This window comes from Hymenobacter sp. M1-2, assembly GCF_057808495.1.
In genome coordinates, this window is sequence record NZ_JBTYZO010000010.1 from 101,922 (window position 1) to 118,657 (window position 16,736).

Annotated in this window: 10 protein-coding genes; 6 read left to right on the forward strand and 4 right to left on the reverse strand. The window is 53.0% G+C overall.

Features of this window, described 5'->3' with window-relative positions; all coding sequences use genetic code 11:
• Positions 1-3 precede the first annotated feature (3 nt).
• Both ACYSMN_RS11525 and ACYSMN_RS11530 read right to left on the reverse strand, forming a co-directional pair.
• Positions 4-678: a DUF3857 domain-containing protein gene (locus tag ACYSMN_RS11525; RefSeq protein ID WP_488924028.1), complete on the reverse strand. Its 675-nt coding sequence runs from the start codon at positions 676-678 to the stop codon at positions 4-6.
• 5 nt (positions 679-683) lie between these two features.
• Positions 684-1,001 (reverse strand): hypothetical protein, encoded by a 318-nt coding sequence (locus tag ACYSMN_RS11530; RefSeq protein ID WP_488924029.1) that lies wholly within the window; start codon positions 999-1,001, stop codon positions 684-686.
• 407 nt (positions 1,002-1,408) lie between these two features.
• On the opposite strand from ACYSMN_RS11530, the gene ACYSMN_RS11535 reads away from it, so the two are divergent.
• Positions 1,409-3,277, forward strand: a complete 1,869-nt coding sequence (locus ACYSMN_RS11535; protein WP_488924030.1) for a hypothetical protein — start codon at positions 1,409-1,411, stop codon at positions 3,275-3,277.
• Positions 3,278-3,889: 612 nt separating this feature from the next.
• Entirely contained in the window at positions 3,890-4,363 is a 474-nt protein-coding gene (locus ACYSMN_RS11540; RefSeq protein ID WP_488924031.1) for a hypothetical protein, read from the forward strand.
• 395 nt (positions 4,364-4,758) lie between these two features.
• Here ACYSMN_RS11540 and ACYSMN_RS11545 read toward each other — a convergent pair whose 3' ends face one another.
• On the reverse strand, positions 4,759-5,958 hold the full coding sequence (locus tag ACYSMN_RS11545; RefSeq protein WP_488924032.1) for an MFS transporter: 1,200 nt from the start codon (positions 5,956-5,958) through the stop codon (positions 4,759-4,761).
• Positions 5,959-6,358: 400 nt separating this feature from the next.
• On the opposite strand from ACYSMN_RS11545, the gene ACYSMN_RS11550 reads away from it, so the two are divergent.
• The 4 genes from ACYSMN_RS11550 (at position 6,359) to ACYSMN_RS11565 (ending at position 10,977) form a co-directional block, all read left to right on the forward strand.
• Positions 6,359-8,137 carry a catalase gene (locus ACYSMN_RS11550; RefSeq protein ID WP_488924033.1) on the forward strand — a complete coding sequence of 593 codons (1,779 nt, stop codon included), beginning with the start codon at positions 6,359-6,361 and terminating at the stop codon, positions 8,135-8,137.
• Between the two features lie 403 nt (positions 8,138-8,540).
• Complete coding sequence (locus ACYSMN_RS11555; RefSeq protein ID WP_488924034.1) at positions 8,541-9,308, forward strand: SRPBCC family protein; 768 nt, start codon at positions 8,541-8,543, stop codon at positions 9,306-9,308.
• Positions 9,309-9,513: 205 nt separating this feature from the next.
• On the forward strand, positions 9,514-10,683 hold the full coding sequence (locus tag ACYSMN_RS11560) for a zinc-dependent alcohol dehydrogenase (RefSeq protein WP_488924035.1): 1,170 nt from the start codon (positions 9,514-9,516) through the stop codon (positions 10,681-10,683).
• A 36-nt stretch (positions 10,684-10,719) separates the two neighbouring features.
• Positions 10,720-10,977, forward strand: coding sequence for a hypothetical protein (locus ACYSMN_RS11565; RefSeq protein WP_488924036.1), 258 nt, complete (start codon positions 10,720-10,722; stop codon positions 10,975-10,977).
• A gap of 201 nt (positions 10,978-11,178) precedes the next feature.
• On the opposite strand, the gene ACYSMN_RS11570 is transcribed toward ACYSMN_RS11565, so the two are convergent.
• A complete protein-coding gene (locus ACYSMN_RS11570) occupies positions 11,179-16,734 on the reverse strand; it encodes a hypothetical protein (RefSeq protein WP_488924037.1) in 5,556 nt (1,851 codons plus the stop codon).
• Positions 16,735-16,736 lie beyond the last annotated feature (2 nt).

Here is a 16,736-nt window from a genome sequence, read left to right on the forward strand (position 1 = left end):
ACTCTAGCGCACCACAAACTGCGTTGTGCCGGTTGGGTGCTCACTCACGGCCAGCGGCACGTAGCCCTGCATCAGAATCTTGTAGTCGAAGTACTCCGGCACCTGGGCCCGGTACTCACTCCAACGCACCGGAATGCTTTGCTGAAACTGCCAGTCCTGAAAATTGAACAGGAAGTCGGATACCACGGAATAGCTGTACTCAATTACAGCTCCTTCGCGCACGTTGGGCAGCGTGAATTTGCGCGTCGTAACGTTGGGGCCGGACGCTTCGCGGAACACAGCCGACGACTCCAGCTTTTCCTTCACTAGTTGGCCGTTCACCATGTTGTAAGTGAAGCCGCGCACGCTGCTAAGCTTTTCCTCGCTGCTGCCTTGGTGGTAGAGCGGCACTTCCACGGTAGCCCAGTCGTAGCCCGATTTCTTCAGAATTTTGATGCGGGTAACGCGCTCAAATACGGTGCGGAACCCTTCGTCGGCAGCCCCCACTTCGAAACGGGAACGGCCAAAGTCACAGAGCACTACGGCTTCCGCGGCGCTGTCCGCCACAAAGCTCTTGGGGTCGAAATCTTTGGGATCAGGCTTGCCAAACTTGATAGGATCGGCTTGGCCAAAGACGGGTGCGCTGGCGCTACCAAGTAGCGCCAGCAGCAGCAATTGATAAAGTAAAGGTTTGGTCATATTGACTAGGCAATGGAGTGACAAATGGAAGAATGATTTGAGAAGAAATGAAAAGAAGGAAAGAGAGTGACAGTTGCTTTTATGTACTGGTTATTACAATTATCAAACCTATCCTGACCACCCACAATTTTCGACTGCCCGTAGTCACAGATGATTTCCGCGGAAGTCGTCGAATCGGCCATGGCGTCCGCAAAGTCAGCCTTGGTGACGGCACCAAACTTCAGGGGAGGAGCGGGACTTTTTGGGCCCATAGTGGCTCGATCAGTAATAAGATCAAGCCCAACACCCATAGGAGGCGAGTAGCGGATAGCGTCAAAAAGCACTCTAAAAAGTAAGCCAAATAGCCAGTGTCGGCGGAGCTTCAACTAAGGCAGATTAAAGGTAAAAGGAAACTATATAGCTGCCAAATAGTTGAACTATGCCTCACTGAAATTATCTTCTGATTAGGGTGTAGAAGATCCTTGCCTTACTTTTGGCGCTCCGCTCTCTATACTACACGCCTGTTGCCCCTCCTTGTTAGCTGCTCGCCTCCGCTGCGTTTCGTAGCGGGCGTTGGCAGTTCTAGGTGGGGCATTTCTGTATCCATCTGCATCTGCCTTTACCTACAGCATTTGTCCGTAGCACTACGCTCATCTGCTACCCGTTCCTGCCCGCTATATGCTTTCGTGGGTGCGGCACGGGCCTTTTGCGCGGCGCAAGCCACTAACATAACTCGATTGTATCCTATTCTATGAGCTTTTCCTACTCCGGCATTCTGCGCATCGGCGGCTACGAATGGCCGCTGCTGCGCTCCGAACAGGCATTTTTGCAACGTCTTGGGGTGCGCGGCAACCCCAATAGCAAGGTGCAGGCCCAGGGTTTTATGGCCCTGCTCGACGGGGGCGAGGCCCACACCCACTTCCTCACCGAATCCTTGCTCAACCAGCCCCAACCCATCACCTGGCCGGGCGAGGTGCTGTTTCACGACAGCCAGGGGCGCACGCTCCGGCGCATCGAGTTCGAAGACGGGCAGATAGCCCAACTCGAAACCATGTTCGAGCCGGGCCGCCCGGATGGGCTGCCCGCCCTACTGGTGCTGGTGCATATTAAAGCCCCGGTGTGGTACGTGGACGGTATACGTCACCCCTTCCTGCCTGGCACGACCCCGGCCCGCGAGCGGCCGCCCGTCAAAGAGGATAAACCTGTACCAGACCGCCAGTGCTGGGCCCTGTTCGAGCGGGGCGACAACTACCACGGCGAGTACGGCTTCGATTGGGTGACCTGGGATGAGGGTACCGGCGAGCTGAAAACAGTGCAAACCACGCCCATCGCCCACTACGAGTACGGCTTCGACGACAAAACCCAAACGTACGTGGCGGCGGCCGGCAACGCGGCGCTGCAAGCCAAGTTGCGACAGCAGTATCAGCCCCTGAGCGTGTACGGCACGCCCTACTACGTGCCCTGGCTCTCACTGCGGCCTGGCCAGGAGGTGCAGCTCAAAATGACGCTGGCCCTGCTCAACCAGGAGGCCCTGCAACAAGACTACCTCACCTTCGCGCCTAATTCGCACTACCAAGTCACCGTCAACGGGCAAGTGAACGAGGCCATCCGCCTGCCGGCCGAAGCGCAAGCGGGCCTCGTGGTCACCATCAAGTGCCTTTCGGCCAGCCCGGACACGAAGTTGCTGGTCCAAGATGAGCTAGGCACGACGGTGGGGCAGATCAATGTAGTGGACAACACGCACGTGTATACGCTGCCGCTGCGGGTGGTGTATGTGGTGAAGGAGGGGCCCAATAAGCAGGCGCATGTGGAGGCTTTGCAAAAGAAGTTTACCCAGCACCAGCCCACGCTCACGTCCTATTTCAATACGCGTTCCTTTAACCAAGCGTTCATTGAATGCAGCTTTGAACCAAGTACCGCGCAGCACGTCTACGCCGTTGACCTGGACAAGTGGAAGAAAGCTGGCTATTATGACGCGGTAACTGGGGAGTTGAAAAACGCAGGTAAAAACAAGCTATTAACCGCCTACCTCTCTAAAGATCTCAGTAAGCTTCCCAAGTTTCGAGGCATCACTATCTGCATAACGGAGATGGAATTCCAGGATAATGATCCCAAGAGTTTCACGTATGGTAAGGGACAGATGGTTCCTGATGACTCCTCTACGCTTATCATGTTCCTGCAAGGGCTAACAGGAACCAGAACGTTTGCTCACGAAATGGGCCACGTGTTAGGCCTTCAACACTCTTTTTTAGAGGCAAAAACAATAGAGGATATAGAATTGCTAAATTCCAAGAAAAAACTTATACAAACCGAAATAGCAGGGCAAAAAGAAACACTTCTTGAAATGAAAAAGAGACTTGAACTCATAAATAATCTAAAACAGAATCCCAAGCAGCAGGAAATCAATATGAGGAGTCAGATTAAATTTATTAGCGAGAACAAACGAAATATTGAATATATTGAGTATCAAATTAGATCTTATGCAGACAATTCTTTTGCATTCTCGCAGAAGAAAAGCGAAAACATAATGGATTACGACAACAATGATTTATCGTTCTGGCATTGGCAGTGGAAATTAATGCAAGAACAGGTTGTCAAATTCTACGGATCAAAGTCATGAAAAGTCTCCTGCTCCTTCTACTCATCCTGCTTTGTGTTTGCGCATCTTGCACTGCGCAAAAGATAAAAGTTGTCTCTCCTATAGTGAATTCCACGATTTACTACACATTAGATAGTCTTTATTATAGAGATAGAGAAGATAGTACGTTGATGGAGGGTGAGTATACTATCTATGAAGTGGAAGATATAGCTATTTCTTCCGATGATTTTGTTTCGGTCCTTCCTAATATACCCACAGAAAATTACAGCATAGGTACTTTTGAGCACGGCCTCAAAGTAGGCTTGTGGCAATACTTTACTACCGGTAAGCGAAAAGTGAAAGAAGAAACTTATGTCAAGGGACGGATGGTACGTAGGCGTATGTGTCCCTGTAAGCACTGACCTTTTTGCTGCGATGAAGAGATACAGAATAAAAGAAAGTATAGGGGGATGAAAGTAATTTTTTGGCGCTACTACGTCTCTGAGAGCCGTAGACGTTTACCATTTACTGTATCCGGTACTCCTAATAGTCTCAAGCAGGGACGCGGCGCGGTTAAATTGTGTGCCGAAAGTATAGTTTAAGATTAATGTTACCTACTTTCAGCCATCTTTTCACTAACCCATTTCTTCTCTTATGCCCAGTACCGACAATCTGGAAATCAGTATTTCCAACGCGGACATCCAGAAAATAAACGAGGCCATCGATACGCTCGATACCCTACTCAAGCCCTTGCTCATTACGCTCAGCGGCAAGGAAGTGCAGCGGATGCCGAAAGCCAGCAACGGCACCCTCGCCTTTATTCAGCAAGCCCTGGACCTGGCCGAGCAGCAGCCGCAGTTCGCGCCCGGCTACCTCAATATCCCCGGCTTACGGTTGGACCTCACCTCCTGGCAACAGCTGTCCAACATCCAGCGCCGTTTGCAGCCGCTGGCCGCCGACCTGGGCAGCACCACCATTAAGCTAGGCAGTGAAGCCTACGTGACGGCGCTGGCCTACTACGGCTCGGCTCAGGAAGCGGCCCGCCGTAGCGTCAGTGGCGCGCAACCCGTGGTGGACACGCTCAGAGCGCGGTTCGAGCAGAGCAAAACCAAAAAGACGGCGCAGTAGGTCGCAAAGACTCGCCTGCCCTATCCCCATATGCGGCGTCGGATGAATTTCATCCGGCGCCGCATCTTTTTGGCGGGAAGTCGGATGAAATTCATGCTCGCTCCCGCCATTTTGATTCGAGGCCGCATGAATTTCATGCACACGCCTATCATTTTCATTCGAGGCCGCGTGAATTTCACGGGAAGTCGCATGAAATTCGTGCGAAGCCAGATAAAAATCATGCTCGTTCCCGTGATTCTGGTTCGGGCCCGGATGTCCTGCGGGGCTGCCACCACGGCACAGGGTGTAGCGCGAAGCTCTGGATTCGCGCCTCGTTGCTGAGGTTGAACGACCCCGGTGAGGGTAACAGCGCTTGTCGGGCAACAAGGCGCGAAATCGGAGCTTCGCGCTCTTCCTTACGCCACCGGCTGCGCCTTCCGCACGCCCACCAGCAGGTACACCAGGGCGGCCAGCACCAGCGCCAAACTCAGGCCGTGCACGTAGGGCAGGCGGCCGAGGTGGTTGGCGAAAATCCAGCCGCCGAGCAGGGCGCCCAGGCCAATACCGGCTTCGAGGGCGATGTACATGGTGGCCACGGCCCGGCCGCGCCGTTCGGGGTGGCTCAGGTCGATGGTCCAGGCGTAGAGGGTGGGGGAGTTGAGGCCCGTAGCCAGCCCAAACAGCACCGCCGACCCCAGAAACAGCGGCACCGACTGCCCTACCAGCATCAGCATCACCAACGACACCACCATGAGCGCCGTGGACAAGCGCAGCACCGGCACCCGGCCGTACGTGTCGGAGGCGCGGCCGGCCAGCAGGCGCACCACTAGCGAGGCCAGCGTGTAGCAAGTATAGAAGAGCCCTTTTTCGGCGGCGCGCAGGCCCAGAGACTCGCTTTGGTCGGGCACCACCGTGAGAATGGCGCCGAAGGGGAACAGACACAGCAGCGTGACGAAGGCGGGGGCCAGCACCTGCGGCTCTAGTACCTCGTTCCAATTGAGGCGCAGCAAGCTCCAGCTGAATTTCTGTCGCTGGGCCCGCGGCAAGGTTTCAGTCATGGTGCCTTGCACCGCCAGGCTCAGCAGCGCCAGCCCGGAGGAGCAATAAAACAGCGTGTTGAGCGAAGTAGCCGCCGTGATTTGGGGGCCTAGTGCTGGTCCGGCGGCCATGCCCAGCGAGCCCGCCACACCCAGCAGGCCCATGGCTTCGCCCCGCCGTTCCAGCGGAATAATGTCGGCGATGAAGGCCGCCGTGCCGGTGGGCTTGAAGCCGGTGCTGAAGCCGTGCAGCAGCCGCAGAATCAGAAAGCCAGCTACGGTGGTGGCCCAGGGGTAGAAAAAGCCGCAAATGAAGCAAACCAGCGAGCCGAATACCATTACCGGAATGCGGCCCACGGTGTCGGCAAGCTTGCCGCTGAAGGGGCGCGAAATGCCGGCCGTGAGTGTGAACAACGCGATAATGAAGCCTTTGTACTCGCCGCCGCCCAGCCGCGTGAGGTAGGCGGGCAGTTCGGGCAGCAGCATGTTGAAGCTCATGAAAAAGAAAAACGACGACAGGCACATCAGCCAGAAGCCGACGCTATAGGTTCGGGGGGCACGGGTGGTGGTAGCGGGCATGGGCCGCAAAGGTAGCCGGGCTTGTTGGGATGAAGGATAAAGGATGCGGGGATAAAGGATGAAGGACTTTCTGAACGCCTAGCCCGACAACTTTTCATTGCCGTACGCTCCGGTCTGCCCGCTTTTTCGGCGGGCTGACCGGTTGAAGGGCGCGCCGTTTCGTCAATGGACAAGGAGCAAGGAGCAATTGCGGTAACTGAGCAGACGGAACAACGTCAGCAAGCGGCGACCGGTCAGCCCGCCAAAAAAGCGGGCAGACCGGAACCACCGATTAACTTCTCATCCTTTATCCATCATCCCCCGCCTCCAACCCCAAATTTTGTAACCCGTATCTTAAACAGCCTATCCCCTTACCTGGTACTTTAGGTGAGTAACCTTTTAACGTAACGCATTTATAGCCATGGCAGAAGACCAGAATCAAGCGCAAAACGGTGCTCAGGATGCTCTTTCGGGCACGGGTACGGCCGTAACGGGCGCCGGTACTTCACTGGACCCGCGCACCACCGACGGTGAAAATCCGCAGACCCTGACCACGCGCCAGGGCCACCCCGTCTACGACAACCAGAACTCGCGCACCATTGGCAATCGTGGCCCGGTGACGCTGGAAAACTACCAGCTGCTCGAAAAAATCAGCCATTTCGACCGGGAGCGGATTCCCGAGCGCGTAGTGCACGCCCGCGGCGCCGGTGCGCACGGCGTGTTCGAGGCCTATGGTACGGTGGGCGATGAGCCGATTGAGAAGTACACCCGCGCCAAGCTCTTCAGCCAGAAAGGCAAGCAGACGCCGGTATTTGTGCGTTTTTCCAGCGTAATCCACGGTGGCCACTCGCCCGAAACCCTGCGCGACCCGCGCGGCTTTGCGGTGAAGTTCTACACCGAAGATGGCAACTGGGACCTGGTGGGCAACAACCTGAAGGTGTTCTTCATCCGCGACGCCCTCAAGTTCCCGGATATGGTGCACTCTCTCAAGCCTGACCCAGTGACCAACCGCCAGGACGGCGGCCGCATCTTCGACTTCATGAGCAACACGCCGGAGTCATTGCACATGCTCACGTTCCTGTTTTCGCCCTGGGGTATTCCGGCCAACTACCGCCAGATGCAAGGCTCGGGCGTGAACACCTATAAATGGGTGAACCAGGACGGCCAGGGTGTCCTGATTAAGTACCACTGGGAGCCCATGCAGGGCATCAAAAACCTCACCCAGCCCGAAGCCGAAGCCATTCAGGCCAAGAACTTCAACCATGCCACCCAGGACCTGTTCGAAGCCATCGAGCGCGGCGACTTCCCTAAGTGGGAGCTGCGCGTGCAAATCATGAGCGACGACGACCACCCGGAGCTGGATTTCGACCCGCTCGACGATACCAAGCTGTGGCCTGAAGACCAGTTTCCGCACCTACCCGTGGGTATGATGACGCTCAACCGCAACCCCGAAAACTACTTCGCCGAAGTAGAGCAGGTGGCTTACGGAACGGGCGTGCTGGTAGATGGCCTGGAATTTTCCGACGACAAAATGCTGCAAGGCCGGACGTTCTCGTACTCCGACACGCAGCGCTATCGTGTGGGCACTAACTATTTGCAACTGCCCATCAACGCACCAAAAAAGCACGTGGCTACCAACCAGCGCGATGGCCAGATGACCTACCACGTGGACGTAGCGCCCAACCAGAACCCGCACGTCAACTACGAGCCTAGCTCCCTGAACGGCCTCACGGAGTCTCCTCGCGCCGGCGCCGACTACGAGCCGCAGTACAACGCCAAGCTAGTGCGCCAGAAAATCGACCGTCGCGGCGACATCGATTTCAAGCAAGCCGGGGAGCGGTGGCGCCTGCACAACGACTTGGAGAAAGAGGACCTCATCAACAACCTCACTGATGCGTTGAGCGCTGCCACCGAGGAAATCCAGAACCGGATGGTGGAGCTGTTCTCGAAGTGTGATGCGGAGTACGGCCGCCGCCTGCGCGAAAGCCTGGACGCCGTAGCCAAAAATCCTAGCGCCGCTACCAGCCGCTACATGGGGCGCCGCGTATCGGGTGGTAACGGCCACGCCGCGAATGGTCAGAACGGTCATGCTAACAACGGGCAGAACGGCCACGCGGCCGAAGGCCCCCACGGCCAGCGCGGCTCCGATACCGCCGTCCGCCAAGCCGAAGAAATGGCTCACGACGCCAAGCCCTACTAAATAGGTCGGAAGCGTAATCTGATAACGGCCCCGTCTCTCACTTGAGGCGGGGCCGTTGTGCGTTTAGGGAGGACAGTTGAACGAGTTTCGGAGCGCCTACTCGGAGCGCAAACCTAGAAATCTGTACTTGTGTGGTTCTTGGGTTGGTGCAGCGGCTGTAGCGCGAAGCTCCCGCTTCGCGCATCGTTGAACGATTGAAACCGCGCCGTAGCAACGTCCTCGTTCAACCTCCGCAACGATACGCGAAGCCGGAGCTTCGCGCTACAGCCGCACATCGAGCTAATGCGGGCTAGGTGAGAAAACTACGGGCCAAAACCCGTAATTACCGCAAGTCGAATACGCACTTTTCTGCGGGCTTCTGGCGAAAGCAGCCCGTACACAAGGGACTAAATCACCCTCGCGTATGACACGACACTCTTCTTCAAAGAGCCGCCAGAAAAATCGGCGTCGCTCTGCTACCGGCCCCAACGTTGGGTTGGCTGAGCGACTTTTATCAGCCGCAGCAGGCGGCCTTTTGCTCTATTATGGCCTACGACCCAAAGCCCGACCCGCCGCGGCCCTTGGTCTATCTGGCCTCGGTGCCGGTTTGGTACTGCGCGGCGCTTCGGGCTACTGCCCACTCAACGCGGCGCTAGGCCGCAACTCGGCCCGCAACCAGCAGGCCGAGCCCATCGAAATCGTGCAGACGTTTACCATCTACCGGCCCGTAGAGAAGGTGTACGACTTCTGGCGCCGGCTCGAAAACCTGCCCCGCTTCATGCAGCACCTCGAAGAAGTGCGGGAGTTGGATGAGCGCCGCTCGCACTGGGAAGCGCGCATTCCGGGTGGAATGGGCACGCTGGAATGGGAGGCCGAAATTACGGCCGAAGACCCCGGCCGTCTGCTGGCCTGGCAGTCGTTGCCCGACTCGGAAGTAGATACCAGCGGCCGCGTAAGTTTCCGCAAAGCACCCGGCGGCAAAGGCACTGAAATTCAGGCCATCATCCGCTACCGGGCTCCCGGCGGCGCTATTGGCCAGGGTATGGCCCACCTGCTGAACCCGGCCACCGCGCAGCTCGTGCGCGAAGACATGCGCCGCTTCAAGCAGCTCATGGAAACCGGCGAGCTTACCACCATCGAAGGCCAGCCTTCCGGCCGCGGCCACGACAGCCACTGGGGCTTTGGTGAGTAAACAGTAGCGCGGAAATCCGTTCCGCGCACGAGCCGAAGGCGAGTATCCGGGACTGCGCCATCCAGCGCTGCCGCGTAGGAACTCGCTGTGCTCGTCGCGGAACAGATTTCCGCGCTACCGCTCACAACCCCAACGCCCGCGTGAAGCCGGCAATCAACCGAATCAACAACCTCAACCGGCGCGTGCGACGCGCCTCTACTACGATATGAAAGCATTGTGCTGGATAGGTGCCAACCACCTCAACGTGGAACGCGTGCCCGACCCCGAAATCATCAATCCCAAAGACGCCATCGTGCGCGTCATTCTTTCTTCGGTCTGCGGCTCTGACCTGCATTTGGTGGATGGCTACGTACCGACCATGAAGGAAGGCGACATCATCGGCCACGAGTTTATGGGCGAAGTGGTGGAAGTGGGCTCGGAGGTGAAGAAGCTCAAGCGCGGCGACCGGGTGGTGGTAGCTTCCGTGGTGGGCTGCGGCGGCTGCTGGCACTGCTCCCACGACGAATGGTCGCTCTGCGACAATGGCAATGCCCACGCCGCCGTGGCCGAGAAGGCATACGGCTACTCGCCGGGCGGTATCTTCGGTTACTCGCACGCCTTCGGGGGCTACGCTGGCAGCCACGCCGAATACATCCGCGTGCCCTACGCCGACAACGGCATGTTCAAGGTTCCCGATGGCGTTTCGGATGAGTCGGCCGTATTCGTGTCCGATGGATTCCCGACGGGCTTCATGGCGGCCGATATGTGCAACATCCAGCCCGGCGACATCGTGGCGGTGTGGGGCGCGGGCGGCGTGGGCCAGATGGCCATTCGCAGCGCCTATCTGCTCGGGGCCAGCCGCGTCATCTGCATCGATAGGTTCCCGGAGCGGCTGGCTATGGCCCGCATCTACGGCCACGCCGAAACGCTGAACTACGAGGAAGTCAACATCCTCGAAGCCCTGAAGGAAATGACCGGCGGCCGTGGCCCCGACCACTGCATCGACGCCGTGGGCCAGGAAGCCGATACGCCCGGCGCCATGCACTACGTGGATCTGGTGAAGCAGCAAATCAAGCTGGAAACCGACCGGCCGCACGTGTTGCGTCAGGCTATTCTGGCCTGCCGGAAGGGCGGTACGCTCTCCATCGTGGGCGTGTATGGCGGCTACATCGACAAGCTCCCGATGGGCGCGGCCATGAACAAGGCTCTCACCTTCCGCATGGGCCAGATGTTCGCGCAGAAGTACATCCCGCGCCTACTGGAGTACGTGCAGCGCGGCGAAGTAGACCCGGCCTACCTGCTCACCCACCGCTGGCCCTTGGAAAAAGGCCCCGAAGGTTACGCCATGTTCAAGCACAAGACCGACAACTGCATGCGGGTGGTTTTTGAGCCCTAAGCAGTACGTCCTATTTTCAATCTCGCTACTTCCCTTATGCCTCTTCACCATCTGCTAGATAAGAAACTCAGCAAAACCTACGAGCCCAAATCCCGCATCGACGACGTCTTCAAAGGCTACGACATCACCTTTCTCACCAACGAGCACGGGGAGCCCGTAACGCTCTTCTTCGGCCGCCGCCGTCCCGATGGCACCATTGCCGGCGAGCGGTACACGCGCACCATCAAGCGGGAGCCAGGGAGCTTGCAAGTCAAGCACAGCCACTGGGACAATCAGGGCAGGATAATGAACTGAGAGTGCTGCTTTGAATATAGAATGCCCGGTTACTTCTTCGCTGCCCATTTATTTGGGTGTTAGAAGACGCAACCGGGCATTGTAATGTTTGCAGGTCCACTCAAAAAGGCAACGAAGTATCGCTATCGACACATGATTTCGAGCCAATTCCCGTTGTCTGCTGGATTGTCGAGATTAGATATCTGGGATGAACTCCTATGTCTATCTCATGCGCCTGTTAAGTGCAGATTTGATACGCTTTTTAGTATCGAGCTTCTTACTAGAAGCACCTGCGTCGTTCCCTCTCTGGGTAATGAATTGTAAGCACCCAGGCTGAGGAGTGCATTCACCAGAAAAAGGTAAGACCTCCTCTGGAGACGTTCTGCCTCCGCAACCATCTGCAGCAGTTTGGAACACTCTTCCTGTTCTGCATTGAGTGGCGTTATCAATTTCGCAATCACGTTGAATGTCTGTACCTGCTGCGGGGAAATCCGTTGGAGTGATTTTTATTGTGTGGTTGCCATGGACATTTTGAACCACTAACAGCGCATTTTCAATGCTAAAACGCGTTCCATCACTATGAGTGTAAGAATTAGTTCGTGATACTCCGTCTCCGTCAACTTCGAATCTCTCAGCAAACAAATTGGGACAAGTATTACCCGTCAAAGTAAAACTGGTCTCCTCTCCCAAATTGACACTGGAAGGCGCAGTGGGAGAAATTGAGCCAACTATGTTACCCGCAGACGTTGGCGTTAGGTTTGCAGCGATAGTCCAAGTAGCATTACGAGCATAATTATACTGGGATTCTTTGACAAGGCGTCGCTCGGCACCAATGGCGCTACCGTTCTTAGTTAATATCTCTTTATATATACGAACAAGTTTGCTAGTAGCATCATATTCATATTTGGTATATAAGTTATCTTCATTGAGTATGTGTGTTAGTTGCCATGTTTTTAAATCGTATACATAGGAATTTGTAGGTGCGTCAACAGGGTGAAATCTAAAGTCGTCGAAGTAGATTGAGCTATTACTAGAGCTTGTGTTTTCGCACCCCACTTGTAACAGTTGACCACTAGTAGATACTGGTAGATCAAAATAAAGATCCAGCAAATACCATTCACCTGCTCGCTTAACAGACGGGTCTGTTATAGCCATTGTTACAAGCTGGCTTGTTGAAGATCCGTTTATGAGTTTTGCGAATATCCTGCCGTTAGCGCTAGCAAGATCGGATTGATGCAGCCACACGCTCGCTTTATAAGAGCGACCGCCTTCAACTCCATCAGCGGCTCCCACTCGAGATTCAAAGACAAATCCCTTTTGCATAGAATTCAATTTAACACTATATGCGCCAGTATGGCTTTTCTCTGAGGAGCGGTGCTCTGCTCCACGTACTTCACCACCAAAATGTTGTGTGTTTCCTATTGATAGTACATCTTCAGCTCCAGAGTAAGCTAATTCTCCTACGCGTGAGTTTTGCGCATCTGCTATTGTAAGAGAATTATTATATCCACGCTTGATACTAGAGTATTTTCTATTAATCAATCTTGATTCTAATGGAGCAGAGAAATGATTGTATACCGTTACTTCATCTAAAATCTGCCAATTTCTACTAGGCGTGCCATTAGACCAAACAAAATCAGTAAAATCATCCACACTCGTTAAACCTTTTGCATTAAGCTTTTTATTTGACCACACATAGCTCTTATGGCGTCTCCAGACAGGTGTACTATTAATCTCATTTTCATATTGTTTAGAATTCATATTGTATTGACGGTATGTGTTCCAATCTTTGTTCCAAGTTTGAATAGAAGCATCCAAAACATCAGTTGGCTGGCCGGAAGCATTGAGTTTATAAGCGTAAGAAGCCGTGAACTGAGTGAGCATATTCTTGTTGCTAAGGCTTTGTGCCTTAGATCGTAATTCAGGATATTTATCGTGAGCAGGAACAGTAACCATTCGATAGCTATCGCCATGAGAGTTATCAGCTTCTTCACATAAAACTGTTCCAGTTAGAAAATCCCAAGCGGTGTTTTTATGCACTGTTGTTATACCATTTGAAGTTGTGTGTACTGAAGTTAATATATTAGGGTACGATGTCTTGAGCGTACGGCTTAGCTTAAAATGGGAAGAGGATGTATTCTCAGGGCCTTGTTGAAATTCACATAAAATTGATCCAGAGGTAAACACACCTTGGTTATTAGGTATTTCGCTACTGTAGTTAAATTGAGTATTAGCTATTTCTAAATTGGTTTTGTCTAAGATTCTTATTTTTTCTACTCTTCCAATTTTAGAAGAATAATTTTTAATGTCAAAATAGAATAGCTTAGAATCTTGAATATTTGTCCCGTAATAAGTCCAATTTAATGATTGATTGGTTAGTAGATTTTTTTCTACGCTCATAAGAGAGGCGTCCGGAGTTACGAAATTATACTCCGTTTTCTGCTTATATTCAGTATCGCTCAACATTGCCTCCACTACCGTTACTCTACTGTAGAGCACTGGAGTGTTAGGGTAATCGTAAAAATGGTAGAAAGGGTAATCTGCCGTACGTACTAACTCAGGCTCTTGTGCGACCACTCCAGAACTGAGGCTTGCGAAGGCGCTACCTTTAACATATTGATAACCAGTTTTGTATTTGTTGCCTATTTCATCTTCTACAGAGATGGTTGCGACCCGAACACCACCCCCCTTCTTTTTACTTAGTACAAGTTCCAAAGCGCCGCTTGTGCTATGCCAAGTCGCATCCGCACATCCTTGAGCATCATTACCATGTCCACCAGCTGTTCTTGGCCTCTCTATAATGAAACTATTAGACGTTAATCCACTAATTCGCTGGGTAGCTGGAACAGCATAGTCTCTAATTTCGGGGTCTTGGCTGCCTCCTATTAACCTCCAGCAACGTTGTTCCTGCTTAGCGACGAAGTCTTGTAGCGTGACTGTCTCATCAGGCCGCAAGTAATGTGTAAGATTGAGTGGTTCGATGCCACGCGTATCGAACATCAAGACACCATGAGTGGCATCAGTTGCACGGAACTGTTTAATGGGTAGCCGCTGCCTAATAGGCTGACCACTAATCGAACTGTAATCATCACTTTCATAGTCTACTGTGATTTTACCACCAAGAGGCGTAATGATGTCCGTCAAGTGCCAAGCCGTCGGATCGCTGTACGAAGAAGAATGTGAGGTTGATCCTGCTGGTGTGTAAGAACCCCAACCATCCCAATTATCCTTATTATAATTTGGATTAGCTGCATTATACTGAAACTTAAAATCAGGGAATAATTTCGTGTTGTTTGATCCAAAATAACTAATGCTATTTAGGGTAAGCTTGCCTAATAGCGAGGCGGAGGAAGTTGTGCTATTAACAAAGGGTGGATTACTGGCTTGATCAAAGGAGTTGGGTGTACCTTTGCACAACTCATATGACGTATTCATTATTATTTTCCGTTGCGCGTTCTGATCAATGAACGAGCGGAAGCCTGCATTATCGGCAACGTCATTTACATCGTATACGTAACGCAGTGAACAAGTTTCAGACTGTTGTGCTGCTGCAGGAGCATTAAGCTGGGTATTATCAACTGTTGCGCCAGCATTAGAATTAGCATTAAATCCCATGCCTAACAATTGTTGATAATCAGCATTAGTGAGCAGCACTATCTCACGTAACAACAAGCTAGAAGCAGGATATTTATTGTCTTCGGCTCCAGCGCCAGCGGGAACGGTATTATTTGATGTCAACCGGTATGCTCCACGGCCGTCCTTTCTTACGTCCTTTATAAAAAGAGCCGTATGTGAGCGCGTCTGAATAGTGTTTAGATAGTAGGTTTCCTTGTAGCCTTTACTGTACGAATTCCGGTCGCCGTCCTGAGTATAACCGCTATAAGGAAAGCGCCACTGGTAGTCGGATGCGAAGCGTCCATAATCAAATTTCACCCAGTAGCCGTAGTCTTCCGCGTCTACGATACCAAGTTGCCCACGATCTACAAAATCAGGGCCGGTCACGGCCGTGAGCAACCAAGTGGTTGCATACCAGTCACCGGTTCCATACCGCTCTCCAGAAGTAATATCAGAGAATTTAGTAGCCTCTTGCCCTCGTATGCCCGTGAAATCTTTCTGGCCCTTATTATACACCGGAAGAGCATAGTGATAAGTTGTACCATCGGCATTGGTAACGGCATATGCTCCAATACCGCGTTGAGGCCAAGTACTACGATAGGTAATGCGATTGTTGTCGTCGAGAGGTTTGTACTCCATTACCTGTCCAGTCTGTGATGGACTGTTAGATAGCATCTCAGCATTGGTGAACCACTCTACATGTTTGCCCTGTGCTAAACGCTTATTATAGAGGCCTTCTCGGTCAGCTTCTGTCCTCTCAGAGGTATTTGTTAATTTAGAATCGGGTAAATTATAATAAACTCGTTTTGCCGGGCTAGTGGCATAATTGATACTTAGGCCTGCTCCGCCGCTGTTATGGTGCTCATATTTATTGGATAAATCGCCCTCATATTTAAACTGGATTTTGGCTATGTCACGGCCTTCTTCTAAAAAGGGCACTAAATTAACTTTAACATCTGCACCACCTAGCTTCTTTGGGAATATTAGGGATCCTACATCCGGCCGGTAGGGAGCCATATTGCCGCTAATGCCTGGTCCCATAACTGAGTAAGCGTCGTACGCAATATGAGTAGGGTTAGATGACAAAGCGTAGTCTGTGTTAGGCTCTACGTAGCTATACATGTCGCTGACAAGAGCCGGAGTACCTGAGGGACGAAAAGCTGTTTGCGGAAATCGAGTGGCCCTACGATAGTTCTGAGGGGTGCCAACTCTAGGAATCGACTCATCGTCGTAATCATTATCGCCCAAATAAGTATCAACCGACGTGTTTTTTTGCATATGGCCTAGGTAAAGGGCCCCGTAGTTATGTTCTGTACGAGTGGCGTCCAGCCAATATTTATAATCCTGTCGGAAGCCTAAAAAGGAAGATGTTTTGTCAAAACTCCATTCGCCAATATTGGAGGAAGTAGTGCCTTGGTTTTTATAGCCGCTGTAAAGAGCCTGCGCGGCCATTGCTACATTCATCCCAGTGGCGAAAGCAGCATGCCCAGCCTGCTGCCCAGCCGTTAAGGCTACTCTCCCGGTCTTGGTAGCAACAGAAGCAGGAGTAGAAGCGCCAAAAGTAGCCAGTGTACTGATGCCGTTCATGGCCTGTTCAGGACTGAACTTTGCTTTGTCCTTATCGAAAGTGAGGCCCAGGATGGAAGCATCCTGTACATGCCCGTTTCCCCAGCTGATTCCAGCTACGTCCAGCAAATTGATAGCGCCACCATACCCTTTTTGCGAGTCCCAGCTGCGTTGGTAGAGGACGTAGTTTTTCACGTAGCCGCTGCCCCCGGGGTCTTGTACATGCACGTCAGTTATGTTATCGTAGTCATCGTCGGCGCTGCCTACTTTATTGCGGGAGATTGCGCCCGCATTTACGTTCCAGCCAAGCCCTACCCAGCTAGCCTCATCCTCTAGCCCAATGCCGCTATGGTACGACAGCGGCAAGCTAAAGCCTCCTTCCGGACTAGGAACATCAATCAGGGGGACATTGTAAGTAAAGTCGCCCGTGATGAGGTTCACCATGTCGGTAGTACCTACTGGCTCGTAAGAGGTATATTCCGTTTGGTTCGGACCCGTGGTGAGCGCGTACGCTACGCTTGGGCCAACGATGCTGAGTAACATCTCTCCCAGGAAAAAACAGGCGGTGGCTCTGAGTAGGGTAGGGGTGCGTATCATAT

What these genes read in the sequence shown, in the direction of transcription:
- ACYSMN_RS11535 (WP_488924030.1), top strand. Translation starts at nt 1,409, where the DNA reads ATGAGCTTTTCCTACTCCGGCATTCTGCGCATCGGCGGCTACGAATGG.
- ACYSMN_RS11555 (WP_488924034.1), top strand. Translation starts at nt 8,541, where the DNA reads ATGACACGACACTCTTCTTCAAAGAGCCGCCAGAAAAATCGGCGTCGC.
- ACYSMN_RS11540 (WP_488924031.1), top strand. Translation starts at nt 3,890, where the DNA reads ATGCCCAGTACCGACAATCTGGAAATCAGTATTTCCAACGCGGACATC.
- ACYSMN_RS11565 (WP_488924036.1), top strand. Translation starts at nt 10,720, where the DNA reads ATGCCTCTTCACCATCTGCTAGATAAGAAACTCAGCAAAACCTACGAG.
- ACYSMN_RS11570 (WP_488924037.1), bottom strand. Translation starts at nt 16,734, where the DNA reads ATGATACGCACCCCTACCCTACTCAGAGCCACCGCCTGTTTTTTCCTG.
- ACYSMN_RS11560 (WP_488924035.1), top strand. Translation starts at nt 9,514, where the DNA reads ATGAAAGCATTGTGCTGGATAGGTGCCAACCACCTCAACGTGGAACGC.
- ACYSMN_RS11550 (WP_488924033.1), top strand. Translation starts at nt 6,359, where the DNA reads ATGGCAGAAGACCAGAATCAAGCGCAAAACGGTGCTCAGGATGCTCTT.
- ACYSMN_RS11525 (WP_488924028.1), bottom strand. Translation starts at nt 678, where the DNA reads ATGACCAAACCTTTACTTTATCAATTGCTGCTGCTGGCGCTACTTGGT.
- ACYSMN_RS11545 (WP_488924032.1), bottom strand. Translation starts at nt 5,958, where the DNA reads ATGCCCGCTACCACCACCCGTGCCCCCCGAACCTATAGCGTCGGCTTC.